Consider the following 21,420-nt stretch of genomic DNA (forward strand, 5'->3'; position numbering starts at 1 on the left):
TATAGCGGGAGCGCCGCAGCTTTCATCTTTGCCGTTGAAGGCCTCGCCCGTTAGGGCAGGAGATAGAGGGAGGGGCGCATGCCACCGCAAAGATGGGCATGTTTCTCAAAGGCGCCCCGGTAGCACAAGCGCGCGATCGCGACCTCAACGCGACGAGTAGCCCATGCCTTAACGAGCGATGCTGTCAGAGGCATAAGAGGTACGCAAGCAAAAAAGACCAAGGCGCGCAGCGCTGCCCGAAGCCCCGCCCGCAAGGATGGGATATTACCGAGATATTACTCATGGGATGTTGAATAGGGCGCTAAAAGAATATTTCGTTTCTGCCTAGGCGCGTGCACGTGCTCTCCTTGATCCGTTGCGGCAGAAAGCTCTTTTAAGGAACCGCTTATGAACGCCTCTACCCCTTTTTCCTCTGGCCCTTTACTCGAGTAGACCTTGATCCCCACTTTTTTTGCATACGCGAAGGCTGGCCTTCCGATGTCCGCCACGATCAGGTGGCTTACCGACCTCTGCGTCAGCGAGTTCATGGTAGCTATGCCCCTAAGTGGATCTGTGAGCGCAGGATTGGCGTACTTCTCGACCAGACCATTTTCATCGTAGACGTGAACCTCCTTGGCGTCTCCTGGATCTGCCGTTTGCCCATCCGATACCAAAACTGCGAACTTCATGAAGTCGAAGAACGAAGCGCTATAAGCGTTCCCGGCCGGCCCAGCGCGCGGTTTCCGTTGCTAAAGGGACTCGCCGAGAGTTGCCTGAGCTTTCATGATGGGCCCGCGCGTAAAACCGTTGGAAAGGCGCAGAGCGCCTAACCTAGCGGGCCGTTGACGGAAACCGCGCGGTTTAGGGGATCTCAGCATCAGGTGTCCGCTCATGGGATCTGATCGTGAAGAAGAAAAGGATGGCCTGTCTCCAGATCAGGTGACGTGGCTTTCCCGTTTGATTTTGCGATCGTAGAAATCCTTATGAACACTAGATACAAGAAAAAACGCATGTCATACTTAACTCTTGATGAAAAAATGGAAGCTCTGATAGATGCAATTGAAAATTCGAGGGAATTTGACTTAAATGCCATTGGGCAGGTCAGTGGTCTGGGGGATGAGGCTCCGCTTCTCTACAGGAACTACGTGGCCGGCAAGTCCCTCATCGCGCAGGCCTCGATCAACTACTTCAGACTTGGCCTTCAGAACGCGCTCATCGTGGTTCGCGCCGAGCACTCCCTCATGGGTCCCCTTCGCAAGGCCTTCGAGATGCTTCTGAGCACTCCTGGCTTCTACATGCACGGCTTTGGGGTCCCTCTGGGCCAGAACCTCTTCATAACCAGGCACATAATTCCCGAGGGAATTTACGGCGGATATGTGGCGATCTTCGATGAGCTGGTGAGCAGGGGGATCGTTAAGGGCTACGACGTAAGCAAGGCTTCGTCTCCCGTGGAGACTTACAGCCTTGATCCCACGGTTTTCGACTACGCGACGGGAAACTGGAAGACCGGCACTTACTCCTTAAAGGTGAAAAGGAAGCCAAGAAAGATAAGCAAGAATGCGGTTCCCTTCGACGAAGTCGACCTGAAGATGGTGAGCATGCTCAGGAAGTCCGCTGCGACAACCCCTCAGGCCATGGCAAACGCAACGGGTCTCTCCTTAGACGAGGTGCTGTTTCACCTGAGGGAGCACGTACTTGGAGGAGGTGATCCAGAGAAGAGCATGGTATCTAAGTACCACGTTCAATTCATGGAGCCAGGCCTCTTTGCCCCAAGTACTATGATGCTTAACGTCTTCGCGCGGGCCGATGATGATGATCAGCTAGTCAACGAGCTGGTCTCGATTCCCTACCTCTTCTTCGTGGCTAAGGGCGAAACCGTTCACGCCGTTCTTTACGGCCCCCTTCAGGGGCTTTACGCCATATGGCATGAGATAGAAGCCATTGGGGAAGGGCTGGGAGTGAAGGATCTCACGGCTTACGTCTCGCCGTGGTACGACTTCAACGTTCTTGGGTCGCTCAAGTCGCCGGTGAGCCTCGACAGGGACTTCAGGAACGGGAATTGGGTCTTCGAGCCAGACTTGGTCGTCGATTTCATTACTAGCAGCGTAAGGGGGTAATGAAGGAGTGGCCTGTGCCGTGGGCACCCCAAGGCCTGGGGACTCGCGCAGAGAGGACGGGAGCGCCGCGCTGGAAAGCTCGGCCTCGAGCGTGTTGGTTTCTCGCTTGCGCGGTCCTGAAAGCGGAAACGGCTCGCGCAAAGCGTCGCCGGGGGAGCCCAAAGGTCGTGCCTTTGCTCGTTGAGGGGTATAAAGCTAGAGGAGCGAGCCAAACTCGCTTCCCCATGAAGCGGCTCCTCCGAAACGCTTTTAGCTCGTAAATTGGACGTTTCGTCCCATGAGCTTTGCACGCGCACTGCTTAGGCTTTCTGGAGCCGCGACCGTGCTTCTGCCATGGTTATCCATCGCGTCTTCCATGGCCGTTAACCGCTGGTTCAACCCCTTGGAGGGGGCCTTCAGCGACCTCGGATCCGCCACCGTCATCGATCCCTGGATCTTCAATTACGGCCTCGTGATTTCGGCGCTCTTCGTGGCCGCTTTTTCGCTTGCGCTCATGCGCATGAGCAGGAATAGGCTGGAGACCGCTGGGGGCGCCTTTTTGCTCGTGGCGGCGCTCTTCCTCGCCATGATAGGAATTTTCCACGAGGGGACATATCCTCACGACTTCGTGTCATATTGGTTCTTCGTGCAGGCGGATCTGGCTGTTGGAGCAATCGGCGCGGGAAGGGTCCTCGCGCGTGAGAGGGGAAAGGGATCTTTTCTGATTGCGTGGAGCTTCGCTTGGCCGCTCGTCGCTACTTTAGTGACTTGGCCCTCAACCGCAACGCTTGAGGCCTTTGGCATTGCCTCGCTCGATGTAGCGGTCTTGGTATTAATTCTAAGCCGAAAGAACGAGTTCACTGTTGAGTATAATTGGTTTAGCCGCTTAGGTAAGAATTGTGAAGCGCGAGGAAGCGCGCTCACGCTTGTCGTTATGTGGAAGCAAGGATCGATCGACCATTGCTCATCGCTCCTTGGTTTGCCCTGACGGATAGATTTATATTCGGAAATAGCTTGAAGGTGGTCTTCGCGACGGGCCCGAGCAAGCTCTACGAATATTCCTGGTTCGCTTACCTGCTTCTAGCCTTCAATGTTTTGGGGCTTGGTATATGGCCGGCCAGTTATGTTGGACCTCAGCAGTGGCTCGTCTGACCTGCTGAGCTACATGATCCTGATGTTTGCCATAGGTACTTGCGCCTCGTTAACGGCGCTTGCCCTCACCGGAGACCTGTTCAAAATGAGGGATTTTCTCGTTGACAGGAGAATTGTCATCTATCGGGTAGCAGGTCTTCTTATTACGGCGTCGCCTCCCTTCTGATGACGTACGGGACCTTGATGCTCAGCCCAGATGTCTCGATACTTGTCAACAGTAGCTGGGTTCTTCTTATGGTCCCTTTCATACCCATTATATTAAGGGAAAGGGTTAAGGGAGCTCAGGTCTTGAGCCTTGTGGTGGGTTTTTTCGCGCTCTACTTGGCCTTGACAGGGGGTACCGTCGTTCACGTGGATTACGGCGAGCTTCCATACATGCTTGTGGTTCTTTGTGGGGCCCTATCGACAGCCGTTTCAAGCCTGATGATAAAGGCCGCATCGATCAAGCTCTCTGTGCAGCTCTTCCTCTTCAACTTTGTGAGCCTCCTCTTCTTTGTAATCGCCCTTATTCCCTTGAAGCTATTGTTAAGGCTTGGCCTTTCCCTGAGGCCTTCCTTTGCGCTTATTTTGTCATCTGCTTTTGTGGGCATTGTCACTTACTTCTTAGGGGCCTACGCTTACTTCTACGCCCTAAACAAGCTTAGGGTAACGGTCGTTGGGAGCTCCTTGCTTTCCGTGCCCTTTATCACCTTTGCTTTCTCGTACCTGATCCTTGGGGAAAAGCTGAAGCCCTACTTCATCGCAACGGCCCTTATACTGGTCGCAGCAATCGGATTGCAATCCCTCAGCTCGAGGGGGGTTGGCTGAGGTGAAGATAAGCGGGCTCAGTCGCGTCAAGGTCTTCAACGCGAGAAGCGCGCTTGTGGACAGGGGATACGGGAGCTCGTACAGGCACGTGAACGGAAAGAGCTCATCTCTTCTCCTGATCTCGGAAGAGGCCGTAAATGAAAGCAGGGACAGATGCATTATATTTGACCTAAATCACGCTCCTAAATGGATCGAGAAGGAGCTCCTCGAGCGTGTGCTTGCAGAAGTAAGGCTAAGGGAAGGTGAGATAGCGGTTTTCTGCATAGGAGATTTGAAGTGCATCGAGGAGACGCTGAGGAAAGCGATCACGTGTAGCTAGGTTGTTAGGTTTCAATCGTCTTGTTCTGCGGTGGACTATTACCCTGCACGGTTTAGGTTTGCCTTTTAGCTCGGTGCTGATATCGCCCAAAGCCTTAGCTAAGTGCGCTATGACGTGCTTAAAACGAAAATAACGGGCACCAAAGACATCTAGATTGGAAGTAGAAGTAAGCCCGATGAGAATCGCTAAGGGACGCGAACTTTCAAAGGGCTTAAGGTTTCCAAAGTTGATGCTGATCTTAAAGGAATCAACTGTCTAGCTGAGTTTTGTCGTTAAAACCGTTACGCGTTAGCTTCAGAGGCGTTTCCCTCTTCGGTCCATCCATCTATTTTGCTGGCAAGTTGTCTGATGAAGCGCTTGGCCAACGCCTGCCAGCGGGAAGGGTCGCCAGATATGCGCGTGACGTTCAGAGAGGGATAAAATGTGCCGCCGCTTCCCTCCATTATTACCCTGACCTCCTGCTCGTTCTCTAGCTCATATGGAGGAAACCTCAACTTTGCCTTGAGGGAAAGCTCTCTTTCGTCAATCATGGGTTCTTCGCGAACGCTGAACTGGCGCCTGAACTCATTGCCCGTTAAAAAGCTGCACTTCAAGTAATTTAGGAACTCTAATCCCTTATCGCGCGTTAACACCAGCTCGAGCTTTGCCGACAACATTCCTCCCTCTGCCTTGAGCTTGAGTTCTTCCCTCTTGCGCTTGCGGCGGAAAGTAGAGCGAAAGGAAACAGCAGCTATAGCCGCAGCTGAAGCGAGCAACGCCATTGCCATCAAAAATGGCCAAAGCTGTGCGGTTGCCCTCCGTTTTACGACGCCAACCGAAAAGTGTGCGCGGTAAGCTCCCGTCACGGTCCCTCCGGTCAATAGGTATCCGCTTACCGAGTAAGAGCCATTGATAAGAGGGGGCAGGGTTAGGGTTAAGCTGAAGTTTCCCCTTGAGATGGTTTCCGCTTTAACTCCTATCTCGTAGGAAATGAGGCCGGTCGAGAATGATTCCGAGCTTACTATGGCTATTATGCGGCCGGGCTCGGAGCTGTAGCCCGTTAAGCGAACCTCGGAGGCGTTTACGGTAGAGTTGTAAACCGAACCTGCGTAGCGCAGCGTCAAGGAGGAGTTCAAGTGGGTTGGGAATATCCCCAGGAACATGGTGCCGCTTAGGTCATGGAAGTTTACCACAAAAGAGGAGGAGGGCATGAGCTCTCCCGTGTTAAAGTTGAGCACGTTGTAGTTCAGGGAGGGCGAATAGCCCAAGGCTGAAAGGTTAATTGAAGCGGTCTGTGATCCTAGAGGAACTGACTCATCGTTTAAAACGGCGTAAGAGTCAACCCCATCCTTAACAACGTAAACGTTTGCGAAGATTGGCAAGACGCTTGCGCTATTGTTTAGGTAAGCGCCGTTTATGAGCGAGTAAATGTGAATCGCCATGGAGTTTACGAAGAAGTTTGGCCAAGTAATCCATGCCCAATAATCCTCTCCCCTCAGGTAGGGATAAGCAAGGGCTAGGTGTGATAGATAGTAAGCGTAATATGCCCTATTACCAAGACCGAATGATGGCGTCCACTCCATCATGAGGCCTGCGCCGTATTGTTTGACTAAACCGGAGAACATCTGAGCGAGCTCTAGTTGGTCAGCGTCGTCGAGTATTATGGTAACGTTGTACTTTTTGGCGAGCGATAAGTAGATGTAAGGAAATTGAAGCGCGTAGGCGTCCTCAGGGCTGCCACCGTAGTACAAGAATAGCTCCTTGTTTGTTATGTTCCTCACCATTGAGTATATCTCAGAGTATGTGGCGAACATGCTCCATATCCTGAACTGTTGGTAATCGGGACCAGGAGCGCTTATCTGGGAAAAAGATAAATAGTGCGTTTTCCAAGCCTCGTTCAAAGCTGTTATGTTTTTATAGACGGACGGCAAATAGACGGATAAGTACTCCTTTACGTCTGATCTAGAGTAGCCCATGGGCAGACCGTTTGCAGGGGGTCCCCAGCCGTCATCGCAGTAACCGTAGTTTATAAGGTAGCCCCTCACGTTTGGGTAAGAGTTATACCTCTCGATCACGGCCTTTAAGTAAAGCAAAAAGTAGAAGCGGTCTGTCGCGTTCCACCACGACAAGTAGGGCGGGGAGTCCGTTTGACCATTCGGATTAACTTCAAGCTCTCCGTTCTTTAAGAGAAAGGCGGGAATGGGGCCATCGTCGCCGTATATGAGCAAGAATATCACTCCTAAGTTGAGGCGCTCGGTATACCTCACGTATTGATCAAGCACTGTGAAGTTAAACTCGTTTGGGCCCACCTCAACATCAGCCCATGGCACATCTATCTCAACGGTGTTATAACCATAGGCCTTTATTTCCTGAAAATACTGAAATGGATAGGGCGCTTCACGAGAAATGATGTCCACGGACCAAATCATGCCTTGTTGGTTTTTCTCGGTTTGGGCGGGGATGCAAGTGAAAACTGAGCTTGAATTGAAGGGCTTAGGAGTATTAACAACATCAGCACGATCGATAAGCGCTTAACCATAAAAAAGCGGGGCGATGGAATATATTTTTTTACCAATCGCGACGTGGAGCTAGTTATGCCAACATGGAAGAGGACCTGCTATCTTTGGATGGCTACATCAGAGTGCAAGAAAAGGTTATAAGCTTTCCATTCACGGGTTTTGTGATAGCGCTTCCTTCTCTGGGCCTTTTACACGCCTTTGGATTATTTTGCTCGGGCTTCCTTTTAGCGCGTTTAATGCGAATTCGCTGTCCAGGCGGTCAGGCTTTGCTCGGAATAGTGGTGTAACGGAGTTTTGAGTTTGGTCAATTAACCGACCAAATTGTGCGAATTTTGGTCGCTGAGAGACAAGTTTTTAAGCTATTTGGTCAATTAACTGACCAAAATGTCGCTTGTCTCGCAGATGGCCTTTCAAAATCCATGGTGGGCAGATCCAAGCGCCATCGAAAAGGACGAAAAAGTCGCCACGGCCACGACATCGAAGCCCACGATCATTCCGCGTTTGCCCGAATCCAGCTCCTTGATCATGGGACCTAGGCAATCAGGTAAAACTACGGCTATGAAGCTAGCCATCAGGGAGCTCTTGAGATCCGGTGCGGATCCCGCTTCTGTTCTTTACTTTTCTTGCGATTCGCTCAGGGACAAGGATGACCTGATAAGGCTCATGGACGAGTACCGGAGGTTTCACGCGGGTTCTTCTTACGTTTTCTTGGATGAGATAACGTTTGTAAGGGATTGGAACGTCGGCCTGCTGCACCTGTTTAACGCTGGATATCTTCGCGATTCGCGGGTGTACGTTACTGGTTCCTCTTCGGTCTCGCTTTACAAGGAGGCTCTGCCAGGTAGGCCGATCAAAAAGGCCGTGCTTTACCCCCTGAACTTCAGGGTATTTTTTGATGCATTTTACAGGAGGCTTGAAGTGCCATCGCTGGACGTAGGAAACGTCAAGGGTTTCGCGGAGGTGGCCGTCAAGCTGATTCCCCACCTAAATGAGCTCAACTCAGCCCTCTCGCGTTACCTCATTACTGGTGGCTTCTTGGCGTCCGCTTATAGAGAGGGAGATCCGTTGACGAGCGTGTACGAAACGTATAAGGACGCGATGCTCAGCGACCTCGCAAAACTGGGCAGGGAGGAAAGGTACTTCAAGGAGATCATGCGCGCGGTCATAGAGAAATACGCGTCAAGGGTTAGCGAGAACTCCATTGCCAAGGAAACCTCAGCCGGGTCGCACAACACGGTTGCGTCTTACTTGGACTTGAGCGAGAAGCTCTTCCTGACTAGGGTCGTATACAGGGTCGAGTGGGGAACTGGGTACAAGCCGCTCTTCAGGTCAAACAAGAAGGTCTACTTCACTGACCCGCTCTTGTACCGGGTCATGAAGCTCTACGCGCTCGGCGATGGAAGGCTTGCCGACGAGGAGCTGGCGAAGCTGCTCGAAGGAGTGATAGGGGAGCACGTGATGCGCAGGTACAGGGCGGGCTACGCGATTGCAAAGAGCGGAAAGGAGGTTGATTTCGCTTTGGGCGATGTCGCCGTTGAGGTGAAAGGCAGGAGCGCTAGTCTCAGAGACCTGAACTGGGAAAAGGGCTACGTGCTCTCCCACGATGAGTTTGACGTAACCGAAAATAAGGCCATGGTGCCTGCCTCGATATTCCTTTACCTCATCTCGGAGGACAGGCTCTTTTATGACTTTTGACAAAAATTACAGTGATATGGCTTCTTTGGCAGCAACGACAAGGTCGATCACGTGAGGTGATGACGCCGATCTCCATACCTTGAAAACCCTGAGGATGGAACTTGCCCAGTCAAAGCCGAGTAGCTTGGAAGCAGCCCAATCGATAATACACAGCTCTAGGGTTCCTCCTTCTCGACGAGCTGACGGTGGGCCTTGATCCCGCTTCCGTGAAGACCGTGCGGAAAGCATCAGGAAGTTTTACTATGAGGACGGCACGACTATATTCATCACTGCCAACTACATGGATGGGGCTGACCACGTCTGCGAAAGGGTCGCCATAATGCGCTCGGGAAGCATAGCGGTCATTAGTAAGAAGGGTCAAACGAGTAAAACTGAATCCGGCGAAAAGTGGGCCGTTTAGGGCTTCTCGCAGGGAATTCGGCTAGGATACCAGGAGGAAGCCTGAAACGCTCATCGAGGAGGCCGCGCTGGGCGTCAGCTTACGACGCAATAACCCGCTATTCAAATACAAATAACGGCGCAAAAGTGCATCCAGAATAGAAAACAAAGGATAAGCGTGTGGGAATCATTAGCCCACGCGTCCCGTAAAAGCTTAAATCTCGTAAATCAGGCATTTCACCTTGAGCAGCAGGTACAGGTGGTGGCCAGTGGCCTTCGCGTTGTTTCCGGTCGGGGGGCTTGCTCTCTTTCTGTCAGCTCAACTGGCCTCAAGCATTAGGTGGCCAACAGTGCTCCCATCGCCTCTTTTCTTCCCAGCGATGCTCAGCTTTGTGGTAACGATCCTTCTGTCCCTTGGAGGGATCATCAGCATTTCTCTGAGCGTTTTTCTGATCATACCCCGCGGCGCTGACACCGACTTAAAGGTAGGCGCCATGGCATTAACCTCGGGATTGGCCATGTTGGCCTCGGGCCTGCTTCTTTTCCGCACCAGCTCTTTCGGACCCCTATGGTCTGGATACTTCGCTTTAGGATTGATCTTCATCGCGTCTGCTATATCACGGCTCAAGCGCTGGTCTGATTAGAAGCCTTGTTAGCAGAGGTGGCCGTAAAGTTTGACGCGAGTTTATTTCTAACCTTAACTGGGCGCTCTGCTTGCAAGAACGTATCGTTGGTCGAAGCTTAAGGGTTGGGGCCTTACCTGATCCTCCTATAAAGCAGCAGGAATATCATGAGGAAAGTCAGCGCCGTTGACAGCGCCGTCCAGGCCGCGACGCCGAACAGGTTATGAGTATATACTATCGACGCAACGCTCTCGACGAGCAACCCCGTGTCCAGCGAGCCGAATAGGACGGTTAGCCAGAAGCTCAGCACGTTGGAGTTCCTGGCGTAGTTGGTGGTGATGTCGAAGGTGACTGCGTCCAACCGGTCGATCACGGAGTCGTAAAGGTCGTTGATCCCTAGCGCGTTTTCGCCAAAGTCCATCAATGGGGCGCTGAACTGAGTTGCCTTCTCTATTATCCCATAATATTCCTCGAGACCATCCAGTATTTCTTGCTTAAGGCCTATGAGGCCGTTTATGGAGAGCGAACCCCTCACAAGCCTTTCGTAGTACTTTCTGAGGATCTCCCTTTCAAGAAGCAGTATCTCCAGCACTATGAAAAAGGGCAACGTGCACCTTGACTGTAGGTCTGCGTAGTTGAAGTTCGCGGAACGGTTAGCGCTCATGAACATTATGCTTAGGGCCGCTGAATTCGACATGAATGAGGCCCCTCCCTCCCTTATGCAGAAATTTCTGTTGATCTCGCCCTCCACGAAGGAGCGCTTGAATGGCACAGGAGATGGATCTAAGTAAAGCAGCTTTACCAGCTCTGACTTGTGGTTCTCTATGAAATCGTCTACGTCCGCGTTTTGACCAGATATGCCGATCAGCGTGAAGAGAGGGGACTCCTCGCCCAGATAAGGTAAAAAGCGATAAATCTCTTTTACGATGCTAATCTCAGAATCGGGCTTCAGTAGGTCAAGAAACTTTTGGGAATTGAACTCCTGCTCTGGCAGCTCTACCCATACCTCGATCAGCTCTGCTCCTCCTTTATGAGTTACAAGATAGGCCTCTGCAGAGGTCGCCTCAGCTTTACCAGAGCTCCCCATGCTAAAGCTGGACAGGGGTTTCCTCGTAAGCCTGTTTGACCTCACGAAGGCCTCTCCAAGTACGTGAAGCTCAGCGTTGTTAAGTTCATTTATCCTCTGTTGATCGACTTGGCCTGCGGGTTCACTTTCCGCTTTGCGGTGATCGAAGCCCTTGGGAGGGGAGAAAACGAAGGTGAACAAAGGTCTAACCCGTAGCGCACCAGCATTCCCTTCGTTCAAGCAAATCACCAGGCCGGGGCGTTGAAAGGCGCTTCCACATATGGTGCTAAATGACATCGCGCTTTAAATTTATGCGCCGCGGCGGATTGTCGTACGGTTCGAGACAGGACTTTCACGGCATTCTGTAGAGGGATTCTTCAAGGAGAACCATATTTGTCGAAGAGCGCGTGAGGGGACGGTTTAGGTAATCCATGGAGCGATGCCGGTATGTCCGGCGGACGCGGTTGAACAGCACAATAAAGGGGATGAGCGCAAGACCCGTAATCTCGCAAGGACAAGGGATCCCATCGCCGAGGAACGCGGTCTCGGCTCGACGTCTGGCAGGTCATCCGGGCGTTTTTGCGCAAGCGAGTTGTCATCTGACCGCGGGGACTAAGTTCTTTGGGTCCCGAGCGAGGGAACTTTTGCAGTTGCCTGTATTTTGCCCCGCTCCAAAAGGGTGAGGATGAGCAGCGCGAAAACAATTGGCGAGGTGTACGCGATGAAAACCCTGAATCCCATGTAACGAAGGGCGGCGCCCCCTATTATTGGCATCGCGATCTGCATGAGCATCATTGTAGACGTAAAGTAGCTGTTCGCTTTATTCCGCTCGGCCTCGGGAAATGAGCGGCTAATTGAGAACATCGCTAAGGGCATGCCCAGCCCGTGGGGAATTCCTAGGACGGAAAATGCCGCGGCGTAGACGAGCAGGTTGTTGCTGAGAAAGACCAGCACTAGCCCGCCCAACGACACCGACATCATGAAGATCACGTAGGGCAGGAGCTTCCCTATTGGTCTGGCCGACAGCAATGATCTGGTGGCGAATGATGTCGTGAAGAACGCCGCGAATATAAGCGTTATTACCCAGTAAGGAGCGTTGAACTCATCTCTGGCGAATATGCCGCCGAACGTTAAGAGCGCGGCCGTTGGCATGCTGTATACCAGGAACGTGTATATGCCTATCCTGAAGCCTGGCTTTGACCATACAGAGGTGCTCTTGTTCGCTTTTTCGCGCTCCTCGGGGAACTTCGTGAGGGGTGAGAGGGCCGCTACGACCGCTCCCAGCGGAGCGAAGAAAAGGAATGACTGCCTCAGGGCGAAGTGGGCCAGAACTAGGGATTCAAGCGCCGGTCCCGCGATCAAACTTACCGCAAGCGCCAGCGTGTAAACGGCTATCACCCTTTCCCTGAGCTTTTGATCCGCGAAAAGGCCGGCTGAAGTCATTATATTCGGGAACAGAAAGCCGTAGCTGGCCCCCGCCAGCGCCACGTCGACTATTATTGAAATGCCGTTGGAGAAGGTAAACGTGAACAAGTCAAGGGCGTAAACCGCGCTGAAAAAGATGAACAGGTGCCTCCGCCTGCGGGCGCTCACCCTGCTGTTTATGATAGTCGCTACCAGCGCGAAAAGCGACATGGTAGCGATCAGCAATCCTACCTCGAATTGGCTGTACGACAGGTCGTACTTGCCGAGTAGTGGTACCAGGGTTTGCAACACGTTGTTGCTTGCCCTTATGGAAAAAGTAAGGGCGACTATCAAGGCAATTGCCTGGATCAAAGCCGCGGGCTGCGCAATTTCCCTCTTAGAGGTCAATCGATATCGATATTCAGATATCTGATTACCGTAAAAGTTTTGTGGCGCTCGTGACTGTCGAAAATCGCAGAGCGCAGCTCACCCGCTTTCCGTACCTCGCCCGCGATTTTAGCTCCAAGGTACTGTGGGCCACCGCGTCACGGACCCGCGCCTATTGAACGGCTTCTGTGCGAGGGCTTCCGACTCCTCGCGATATCCTCGCCGAACTTCCTCAGAAGGAGCTCTGCACGTCCACCTTTTGGCGAATCTCCCTCGCTCCCACGCTTATCGTACGCCAACGAGTCGGACTTGCTTATTCCTTCTCCAATAGTGGTCTGGGAGTTCTCAAGGGCCGCGTTTTCCCATTGCGCATGCGGCATTCTCCTCTTTCTTCGAAGAAGGAGATGAGGCCAGCGTCGTGAGCGTCGCCACGATAGCGCTCTCTTCCTTCTCTTTCTGGGCTTAGAACCAGCTGCCGACCTTGCGTTGGGGGTTTGCGATTTTTGCTTTAGTGCGATCAGCGAGTTAATTTTGTTTGAATCTTTGAGGCGGCTTAATGCTAGATCGTAGCGGTCTTTCCCTTATCGGCATTCCGCCCTTGTCGCGGTCGAACGATTGGCCCCAGGCAACCCTTGCGATGTGGGCTTCGCATGCTGCGGTCTAGTAAGAAGCGCGATCTTCTGAACTGGGTTATCGCGTTCGCCAGTAGGTACAAGGATGCGGTTGTTCGTCAACGAGAGCGACTCCACCTACCTCAGCAAAACCAATAAGCCACCGATAACGTTTATCGATTGCGTTTGCCTTTGGAAGTGGCAACTCTTGGTGGTGGTTGTTTTTGGTGCACGCAGGCAATATTCTCGAGGCTCAAGGGCGTTGTGAGCGTGGAAGCGGGCTACTCTGGGGGCGAGCTTCCCAACCCGACCTACGAGGACGTGTGCACGGACAAAACTGGGCACGCCGAAGTCGTTCAAATAACCTTTGATCCAGAGATTATAAGCTACAGGCAGCTGCTGGAGGTCTTCTTCGAGGTCCACGATCCCACGACGCCTAACAGGCAGGGCGATGACGTTGGGACGCAGTACAGGTCGATAATCTTGTACCACGACAAGGCTCAAAAGAAAATCGCGGAGGAGACCATCGCGCAGCTTGAGGAGCAAAAGAGATACGGGGCGCCCATAGTTACCGAGGTTGTCCCGTTCAAGGCCTTCTACAAAGCTGAGCCCTACCATCAGGGCTACTACGAGTCGAATCACGAAAAGCCCTACTGCAAATACGTGATAACGCCAAAGGTCGAGAAATTCATGGAGCATTTCAGCGGGCTTTCCAAAGATCGCGCTCAAGACTGATCGAGGGTTGCCAAAACCATAAGGGTTTTGCTGAAGACTAGGCCTTACTCAGGATGGCCACGTTGTTGATTTAAGGCCGCTTAAATTAAATTAAATTAATCGCTGCTAAGTTGGGAGAGAAGCCGCTCAAATTCCTATGAGAGAAGGCTGCTTCTCGGCCAAATGCAATAAAGGGATCTTGGGTATCAAGGCGCTTCAGATGACGTTGTCCTACGGCAGTCTGCTGCGAGAGGCTGCGAAGAGAAAAAAGGTAAGATCTTGTTGCCCGGGAATCATGCAACAAGGCAGGCCGTTGTAGGTTGTTGAATAATTCGAGGACCGCTTGAGGATTTGCTCGTGATTTCGCGAAAGAACGGATTTCATTAGCGTTTTGCCTTTACCGCCCGAGTTTTGCTCCTGAAAACTGAGGAGGAGCAAAACCAATTAGAATTATTCAATAAAACAGGTTGTTGGAAAGTTTTATCAGTTACTAACCCTAGTAAATCATGAGGAGCACCTACGCCGATCAGGTCAAGGTTACCAGGAACTTCCAAGTAACCATACCAGCAAGGGCTAGAAAACGCGGAGGAATCAAGATAGGAGATATTCTGATTGTTTATACCGAGGGCAACAAAATAGTGATGATAAAGAAGAGCGGCAACACAGCCTCCTTGAACCTAACGTTGGGAAAAAGCTTCTCTGATGAAGAAGTAGATGAGAGCATTAATGAAGCGGCAGCCTCTCTTGCGCGAAGCCGTTGTCGACGCCAACTTTATAGTGGTCATGTTCAAAGACCATGCTTTTCGCGACGAGGCAATTCGGGAGCGGTACGCGTTAGACGCTGGGTACTTGCCCTTTGTGGCGGCCTGCGAGATCGCGTATTTTCTGCTTAAGAACAGGGTGAGCTTATCGCCTCTTCAAGAAGTTTTGACGGACCCCAAGCTGCACCTGCTGAACGATGAGCAATCTGATCTGCTTTACGCCGTTGAAAGCGCGGAAAAGTGAAGCCGTACGACGATTTCAACGACATGGTGATCATGGGGACGGCAAAGAGGATGAGCATGGAAGTCATTAGCTTTGACAGGAAAATGAGGGAGAAAGTCGGCAAGTAAAGGGCACGCGTGCTGGGAGGGTTGGCGAGTTGAGGATGGGAAAAGCTCGGGGCCGTTTTCTGCATAGGGGAGGTAGGGTGCGTTGAGGAGAATCTGAGGAAAGCGATCAAGTGCAGGTAAGTAGCTTCGAGGCTTCAAGCGTTTTGGCGTGCCCTCCCTAATGTCTAGTCGGCAATTCAAAGTTTGCTCGTGGAGTTCGGCGGCCACCCGGAGGAGATTGAAGAAAGATAGAGAGAAGCCAGAAATCCCTCGTGATGCACGATTCCTCGCGAAATTCATGAGCAAACTAAGAGATTTTCGAATTATGCAACAAATCAGTACGTAGGCAAAGTTTAAAGGTGCTGAAGTGATGACACCTGAGCGACCTGATCCATGCGCGGTTTGCTTATGGCATCGATTATACTTGTTGTTTTACTGATTAGTTCTTTTGCGGTGTATAGCGTGAGAGAGCTTGACGTTGCGGGTAGCGTTCCTAATGTTACAGACCCTAACGTCGTGATCGTGGCTACCTTGCCTAACTCCTTTAACGTAATGGGCCCGTACGGTGAGATGGTACACGAGTTGTTGGGCGTACCCCTTAGCTCGCCCATAAGTAGCACGTCACTGGCAGGAAACCCGAACGTCAGAGTTGCGTGGCACGTTTTCTACCTGACTGTAATAATGCCCAACGGGAGCAGGGTAACCATTGAAAGCAAGGCACAGGTAATCCAGGCAAGGATAAACGGCAACGCGGTGACGGTAACGCCAAACTACATAAGCCCAAGCTATAAGGTAGAGGTTGTCAAGGGCAATGAAACTTTAAGCGCGCTAATGACCGTTGCGAGGCAAGTTTTGCGGAGCGAACTTAAGAGTCCGACACCACCAACAGAGATCCGGACAGTAAAGACGGTGGAAGTTCTAATACCAATTCCGGGCTATGTCCCCTCGCGTAGCTGCCTCCCGAAGAGCTCCCTATCCCAAGCGGGCTACAGTACCAGTTCGAACGGGGACCCAACTTGGGCTTTGTCGAGCTTTGCCAACGTCACTTCAAGTAGCGAGGTTTGCGGTTACGTCTATCCAATCAATGGTAGTGATTTAGTAATACCGTCTAGTGACTATGCCGGAGTCCCGCTGACGATATTCCAGGAATTAAAGAATTCGAGTAAAGTTGAGGCATTAGTACCGCAGGCAGTGGCTCAGATATGGCCGCCGGCGTTGATTGAGAACGTGTGGGTTGGCCCTGGGCCGCTGAGTATCGGCGCCTATCCGCTCACCAGCCCCGCTGACTGGCTCGCAACGGGCGTCACGCTTTCCATCACCCAGTCGAACTTGGGTAACGGCAATTACGAAATCAACCTAACGGCGACCATAAACGGCCAATCGTACACCATGGCAAAGGTTTATGAGACAGCTTACTCGGATCAGTACTACAACGTGTCGGTATCATTTGACGGAACCGTCAACTCGACCGGGGCACCGGCCCCAGTCTTGAACTCGGTAGCTTACCCGCTTTTGCCATCATTGACCGTTTATCCGTCAATGGCCTTTGAAACCAATGATACCTCATCTTCTTTCTTCAGCAACAACACCAACTTCGCGCTTGAGTTCTCGATGGGTAACAGTCCATTGACGGTTGGCGAATGGCCTCTATATTACTCGATAAGCAACGACGTAAGTAACTGCACGGGCATCTGGGGAGCAAGCGGCATCGGCAGTTCATGGCCTCCAAGTCCAAGCAACGGCAATCAGGCATGGGGAGCAAGCGGCAGCACCACCGAAATTCGTTACGAGAATAAAGTTTCCTATGACGCGGCCGTCGGTTCACTGAGCCAGATGGAAAATAACGGCTTCGCAAATGCCGTTGGCATATCGTGCAGCTACGTGGACACGGACTTAAGCTCGCTGAACCATTTCGTCATCAGCTAGGGTCTTAGTTTAGGGTTTATCATGACGATCAACCGCCCAAAAACAATGGTTTCTTTCTCCCCTGCGGCCTTCTGAAAAGCGGTTACGAAATCCTCCGCCCATAAGCCGGCCATCAACGGCCTCTCCTTCTCCAAGGATTTCTTGACCTTAACCGGCATCTGGTCTATCGCCGAGCCCTTTAAGCACGTCGTGAGCCTGTCTAGAACCTCGGGAAGCTCTATGAAGAAGTCGCTTGCTCGAAATGCGCGCAATCCCGCTTCCCCTTAGGATTGCATGAGTCGTCGGCCGTCAAATCTAGAAGGAAACCGCTAATCCCCTTGATTCGGAAAGTCGGTCAAGTTATTCTTGCGAAAGTTCTTGCGTAAAGGGTCAACCTCTTTTTGAGTTCTTTGTCGATATTTAGAAAAGACTTAATAAAAATAAGGAAAATCGTTTCATGGACGCCCTAAGGGAAAATCGGGTCGTACTGATCATGAAGTATTTATTTGACGTACGCGTGATATCGATGACGGCAGTAATCGTGTCGATTTCGGCGGTTTACGCGCTCTACGCCAGAATTGCCGTGTACCCTTTGCTCTTTGCTCTGACCTTATTGGCTGCGCTGATGATTCACATGAGCGCAAACGCCTTCAATCACTACCTTGACTTTTTATATAAAATCGATACGTCGGCTAATGCCCTATCGCAAGGTCCCCCAAGGATCATACCGTTGGGAGTGATATCTAAAGAAATGGCGGGCGCAGCGGCTTTTTCAATGATGGTAGCGTCGGCTATCGCCGGTTTTTACCTCGCTGCGCGGAGCGGGATATGGGTAATTATCATGGGGATTTTAGGTGTAACCCTTTTTGCGGCCTATGACGCCAAACCAGTACAACTGAAGGCAAGAGCTTTAGGCGAACTAATAGTTTTCATCATATGGGGCCCATTAATGGCGTTGGGCTCGTTTGCAGCTTTCACGAGGGCTGGGCTCAACTTCGGTGCAGTGTACGCCGCTCTGCCGGAGACGCTTATGGTAGTGGCCATGCTTTACGTTAATAACCTGGAACACGTAAGCGTAGACAAGGAGCTGGGCATAAAAACCCTGCCGATGATTTTGGGAAAATACGCGAATAAGGCGTATTACGCCCTTTTGTCGTCGTCGTTTCTGGTTCAACTGGTAGTTATCGAAAAGGGATTTGCGCCTTGGTCGACCCTCGTAACCCTGTTCTCGTTACCCCTGCTTATCGTGCTAATAGAGACTAGGGCGAGGGGAAAGAGGGCTTACTTCAAGACGGCAAAGTTACTGACGGTGTTCGGGCTGCTTTACGTTTTCGGGTTCGCGTTGGGACTTATCGCGTGAGGCGGCAGCGAGGCTCTGCCGTCGCTTGGCAAGCTTGAAAGCCTTGGGCAACAGTAACGAGGCAAACATGCCGTAAACGGGGAATATCAGCAACAACGAAAAAGCTGTACCAAACCCGAATTGATAGGCTATAGGGATGACGGTCATCGGCGCTATTATGTGGCCCAAGGAACCTAGGAACGAGAATTCCCAAGTCCCCTTTCCTACCATCCCTTCGGGGTAAACCAGCTTTGGAGACAGGTATATCGTCGTTATGCCGAAGGCCTCAAAGCGGCCCAAAAGCACGGCCAAAATCAATAGAACGCCGGTAGGCCTAACAAAGAGCAGTAGAAAACCAGGGATCGATAAGCCGAAACCCAACGTGCCCACCAAACCAAGCGACCTAGGGCCAAGCTTGGGATATAGGTAGTAGGCTATGACCGACCCCAAGATCGTGATGGTAAATCCTCCGAATCCGAATACGTACAAGGCGAGGGTTATGGCCTTGGGGTCGTATTGGGCTAAAAACATGGGATACAAGCTGGCCATGAGAAGGTTAAATCCGGTTATGCTCATCCAGAGAAATCCCAGCACCCACGTAACTGGTTTCTTATACGTGGTGCCTGGTTCCTCAAGCTTCAGCGGACGAAAATCGGAGCGCCTGCCTCCAAGAAATACCAAAAAAGGCACCATTAACAAAGCCGATAGGAGCCCCATGTATAGGTAAGCTTCATAAGGATTCATTGAAGCCAAGAAAGAGAGAGATGAACCCAGCGCCACTCCAACTGGGACGCCCGAAATGGAAAACACGGTGGCCATTACTCTTTTCCTTTCATCGAAAATGTAAGAGTAATTTACCGAAAAAACCTCCATGAGGATCATGGAACTGCCTTGAACGAACCTAAACAGCAATAAAACAAGCAGCGAGTTCGTGTAGGGCATCAAAAATATGGTCGTCGTTACCAGCGATATGACCAGAGCAGTACCTATCACCGAATTTTTATAAAATTTTAATAGCCTGCCCATAACCTTAGCAAAAGGCATTCCGGAAAAAAACGCCAAGGTCCCGAGGTACGTTATTTCATCGCGGCCCACGCCAGTAGTCTTGGCGAAGAAATCCGCGAACAGCATAAAAGAGGAAAGCGAGGTAAGCAGAACGGCGGCAACGGAAAAACCGGCCAGGGGCAAAGCGGTACGCTTATCCATAAGGCACGCCAAGAGGTTCTTAAAAGTATTTTTCTTTTCAATTAGCAGCGACTTCGAGGAAGTTAAGGTATAGACTAAGGTCAGCGTTGCTTGCGTTGGGCTCCTACTACGGGATGCACAACGTTTCTGTCCTACTCTTGTCTAGCACTTACACTACCCTAATCGCGCTCTTCTGCGCCGTGGGGTCCATGGGTCCCCTTATCCTGTTCACCGCGGATAGGGCCACCAAGGGGATGAGGATTATGGTGACGAGTGCCTTAGCCGGGTGCGAGTCTCAGATAGCTGGCGTTAAAGTTAAGTACGGGTTTCCTGCTGGACTGGAAATTCATTCAAAGGATTTGTTCCATCCTCCTAGCCCCACATATAAAAGCATGACCATAGATCAAATCGACGCCTTTGTCCGTGATCTGATTGAAGCGGTATCGAACCTTAATGTAAGGATCATTTCCAGCGCTGTCCAAAGAGGAAACGTAAATCCCGCTTTGGTTAGGGGTTCTAATCAATCTGTAAGAAGAGAGATCCTGAGCAGGGCCTATGAGCTACTCATTGAACGGATCCTTAAGATTGTTAACAGAAGGCAGATAGATTGGTTGCTAATGGTTCACGATTTCGTAAATGTGCAGAACTCAAGCGGCCATTCGGCAGATGAAAGCGAAATAAACGACACACTGGAGCTCGCTCTCAGTAATGGCGCATATATAAGGAATAATCCAGCGCGCTTTAGGACGTTCACACCTTTCCTGTTTGCTGACTCATCCAAGTACGGCTGCCTGCAGATAGCAGATCTGGCCTCTTACCTCGTGAGAAGGGCGGGCCTGACCAACGTTTATGGAGTAACCTCAGATAAGAAGAAGTTTGATTATAAGAAGTATTTTGATTTGTTGTGGAAAAAATTTGATACTAGCCCAAGCGGACAGATAAGTGGATGGGGAATTAAAGTATGGACACTAAATATTTCGTAGAAAATGGGGTCCGAAGGCAGGGAGCTGCCCCACGCCTCCATCATCCAAGGCGTTACCGCCTTACCCGTTATAAGTTGGTCCTCGCTTAATAAGTTTTGCCTTTTCGATGCATTGTTGAATAATTCCAATGAGCACTTTCAGCACACGGAATAAGTAGTGGTTAGAGCCACGAGGTTTTGACGACCAGTAGCTCTAACCACTGGGATAAATCTTCCGTCAAGGGAAATAAGCCTAGCCCCAAACGTGATTGGCACTCCTAGGACGAGCAGTTAGTTCTCAGGGGAGAGTTCCTCCTCGACGTCAGGCCCTTCAAGCGCTGGAAGAGGGAACTGAGGGAGGCCAACAAAAATAAGAGGGGAAGGCCTTTCCTCTTCCCGGATTCCTTTGTAAGGTGGCAGGCAATCTGGCCAAGGGTTGACTACCGCGGCCTAGAGGGCATAACCCGCGCTTTGAGGGTCTTTCACATGATCCCCAGGGCTGACGACTACACCACCGCCTGGCACAGGATATCAAAGATGGTACCCGAAAAGCTGCCAAGCGCCAACGAACTTGAAATCGCTGCGGACGGCACCGGGCTCAAGACTGGAAGCGCAGGCGAGTACTTGACCTACAGGTACGGAAAGCCGGGAAACCGCAAGAAGCACGTCGTCCTTGTCATAACGGTGGACGTTAGGCGCAGGAAGCTGCTGGGCGTTGACGCTTACGTAGAGGGAAGAGACCACTCGGAAGCGAGGACGGCCGCCAAGATGCTCGCCGATGTCAGGGAGAAGGGGAAGAGGGTAAAGAGGTTCTACGGCAAAAGCTTACGATGCCAACCTTGTCTTCTCTTCCTTAAGGGACGCGGATAGCGCCGTTAAAGGACGAACGCGACCACTTACCGTTCCCGCTTGAGAGAAGAAGGGACGAGATTAGGAAGTACCATTCCCTGGGCTACAGGAGGTGGAAGGAGCAAACTGGTTACGGAAGGCGCTGGGCCGCTGAGGGTTTCTTCTCGGCGATGAAGAGGAAGTTCGGTGAGGACACAAGCTCTAGGAAGCCCCAAACCCTAATGGCGGAAGCAGTTCAAAGGGCATGGCCTATGATGCCATGGCCTGCCACGCGAAGGCAAGGGCGCGAAGGGGTGAGTGAGAAAGGAAAAGAAGCGAAATCCCGTCGCCCGGGATTTATGCAACAAAGCAGTTACGATTG

At 51.5% G+C, this 21,420-nt stretch carries 19 protein-coding genes and 1 pseudogene; 14 read left to right on the forward strand and 6 right to left on the reverse strand.

Annotation, left to right across the window (positions count from 1 at the left end; genetic code table 11):
* Positions 1-275: 275 nt before the first annotated feature.
* The gene (locus PRZ02_RS00760; RefSeq protein WP_449463950.1) at positions 276-668 is read right to left on the reverse strand and encodes a NifB/NifX family molybdenum-iron cluster-binding protein; all 393 of its coding nucleotides are present in this window, start codon (positions 666-668) and stop codon (positions 276-278) included.
* Positions 669-989: 321 nt separating this feature from the next.
* On the opposite strand from PRZ02_RS00760, the gene PRZ02_RS00765 reads away from it, so the two are divergent.
* The 5 genes from PRZ02_RS00765 (at position 990) to PRZ02_RS00785 (ending at position 4,353) form a co-directional block, all read left to right on the forward strand.
* Positions 990-2,096, forward strand: a complete 1,107-nt coding sequence (locus PRZ02_RS00765) for a hypothetical protein (protein ID WP_449463951.1) — start codon at positions 990-992, stop codon at positions 2,094-2,096.
* Between the two features lie 277 nt (positions 2,097-2,373).
* Positions 2,374-3,063 (forward strand): DUF998 domain-containing protein, encoded by a 690-nt coding sequence (locus tag PRZ02_RS00770; RefSeq protein ID WP_449463952.1) that lies wholly within the window; start codon positions 2,374-2,376, stop codon positions 3,061-3,063.
* A 114-nt stretch (positions 3,064-3,177) separates the two neighbouring features.
* A complete protein-coding gene (locus PRZ02_RS00775; protein ID WP_449463953.1) occupies positions 3,178-3,393 on the forward strand; it encodes a hypothetical protein in 216 nt (71 codons plus the stop codon).
* Positions 3,393-4,034, forward strand: coding sequence for an EamA family transporter (locus PRZ02_RS00780; protein ID WP_449463954.1), 642 nt, complete (start codon positions 3,393-3,395; stop codon positions 4,032-4,034). The genes PRZ02_RS00775 and PRZ02_RS00780 overlap by 1 nt, the downstream gene beginning before the upstream one ends.
* Complete coding sequence (locus tag PRZ02_RS00785; protein WP_449463955.1) at positions 4,027-4,353, forward strand: hypothetical protein; 327 nt, start codon at positions 4,027-4,029, stop codon at positions 4,351-4,353. The genes PRZ02_RS00780 and PRZ02_RS00785 overlap by 8 nt, the downstream gene beginning before the upstream one ends.
* Before the next feature lie 281 nt (positions 4,354-4,634).
* On the opposite strand, the gene PRZ02_RS00790 is transcribed toward PRZ02_RS00785, so the two are convergent.
* The gene (locus PRZ02_RS00790) at positions 4,635-6,749 is read right to left on the reverse strand and encodes a beta-galactosidase (protein ID WP_449463956.1); all 2,115 of its coding nucleotides are present in this window, start codon (positions 6,747-6,749) and stop codon (positions 4,635-4,637) included.
* Positions 6,750-7,235: 486 nt separating this feature from the next.
* Between PRZ02_RS00790 and PRZ02_RS00795 the strand changes: the two genes are divergently transcribed.
* Together PRZ02_RS00795 and PRZ02_RS00800 are read left to right on the forward strand one after the other, a co-directional pair.
* Positions 7,236-8,546, forward strand: a complete 1,311-nt coding sequence (locus PRZ02_RS00795; protein ID WP_449463957.1) for an ATP-binding protein — start codon at positions 7,236-7,238, stop codon at positions 8,544-8,546.
* A 620-nt stretch (positions 8,547-9,166) separates the two neighbouring features.
* On the forward strand, positions 9,167-9,568 hold the full coding sequence (locus tag PRZ02_RS00800; protein ID WP_449463958.1) for a hypothetical protein: 402 nt from the start codon (positions 9,167-9,169) through the stop codon (positions 9,566-9,568).
* Between the two features lie 112 nt (positions 9,569-9,680).
* Here the strand turns inward: PRZ02_RS00800 and PRZ02_RS00805 are convergent, their stop codons facing one another.
* Positions 9,681-10,853 carry a hypothetical protein gene (locus PRZ02_RS00805; RefSeq protein WP_449463959.1) on the reverse strand — a complete coding sequence of 391 codons (1,173 nt, stop codon included), beginning with the start codon at positions 10,851-10,853 and terminating at the stop codon, positions 9,681-9,683.
* 372 nt (positions 10,854-11,225) lie between these two features.
* Positions 11,226-12,371: an MFS transporter gene (locus tag PRZ02_RS00810; protein WP_449463960.1), complete on the reverse strand. Its 1,146-nt coding sequence runs from the start codon at positions 12,369-12,371 to the stop codon at positions 11,226-11,228.
* A gap of 836 nt (positions 12,372-13,207) precedes the next feature.
* On the opposite strand from PRZ02_RS00810, the gene msrA reads away from it, so the two are divergent.
* From msrA to PRZ02_RS00830, 4 genes and pseudogenes are all read left to right on the forward strand, one after another.
* Positions 13,208-13,750, forward strand: a complete 543-nt coding sequence (gene msrA, locus PRZ02_RS00815) for a peptide-methionine (S)-S-oxide reductase MsrA (RefSeq protein WP_449464420.1) — start codon at positions 13,208-13,210, stop codon at positions 13,748-13,750.
* A 485-nt stretch (positions 13,751-14,235) separates the two neighbouring features.
* Positions 14,236-14,331 (forward strand): annotated as a pseudogene (locus tag PRZ02_RS00820) (hypothetical protein); the annotation flags it as partial.
* Between the two features lie 142 nt (positions 14,332-14,473).
* Positions 14,474-14,734, forward strand: coding sequence for a hypothetical protein (locus PRZ02_RS00825; protein WP_449464442.1), 261 nt, complete (start codon positions 14,474-14,476; stop codon positions 14,732-14,734).
* Positions 14,735-15,282: 548 nt separating this feature from the next.
* Complete coding sequence (locus PRZ02_RS00830; RefSeq protein WP_449463961.1) at positions 15,283-16,746, forward strand: hypothetical protein; 1,464 nt, start codon at positions 15,283-15,285, stop codon at positions 16,744-16,746.
* On the opposite strand, the gene PRZ02_RS00835 is transcribed toward PRZ02_RS00830, so the two are convergent.
* A complete protein-coding gene (locus PRZ02_RS00835; RefSeq protein ID WP_449463962.1) occupies positions 16,743-16,997 on the reverse strand; it encodes a hypothetical protein in 255 nt (84 codons plus the stop codon). The two genes, PRZ02_RS00830 and PRZ02_RS00835, sit on opposite strands and share 4 nt — an antisense overlap.
* Before the next feature lie 185 nt (positions 16,998-17,182).
* Here PRZ02_RS00835 and PRZ02_RS00840 point away from each other — a divergent pair, with 185 nt between their 5' ends.
* Positions 17,183-18,085: a UbiA family prenyltransferase gene (locus PRZ02_RS00840; protein WP_449463963.1), complete on the forward strand. Its 903-nt coding sequence runs from the start codon at positions 17,183-17,185 to the stop codon at positions 18,083-18,085.
* On the opposite strand, the gene PRZ02_RS00845 is transcribed toward PRZ02_RS00840, so the two are convergent.
* On the reverse strand, positions 18,026-19,270 hold the full coding sequence (locus PRZ02_RS00845; RefSeq protein ID WP_449463964.1) for an MFS transporter: 1,245 nt from the start codon (positions 19,268-19,270) through the stop codon (positions 18,026-18,028). The genes PRZ02_RS00840 and PRZ02_RS00845 overlap by 60 nt on opposite strands.
* 95 nt (positions 19,271-19,365) lie before the next feature.
* On the opposite strand from PRZ02_RS00845, the gene PRZ02_RS00850 reads away from it, so the two are divergent.
* A complete protein-coding gene (locus tag PRZ02_RS00850; protein ID WP_449463965.1) occupies positions 19,366-20,232 on the forward strand; it encodes a DUF3800 domain-containing protein in 867 nt (288 codons plus the stop codon).
* Positions 20,233-20,696: 464 nt separating this feature from the next.
* Complete coding sequence (locus PRZ02_RS00855; RefSeq protein WP_449463966.1) at positions 20,697-21,080, forward strand: hypothetical protein; 384 nt, start codon at positions 20,697-20,699, stop codon at positions 21,078-21,080.
* The last annotated feature ends 340 nt before the right edge of the window (positions 21,081-21,420 follow it).

Origin of the sequence: Tardisphaera saccharovorans, from assembly GCF_046635845.1 — an archaeon.
Lineage (GTDB): Archaea > Thermoproteota > Thermoprotei_A > Marsarchaeales > UBA168 > UBA168.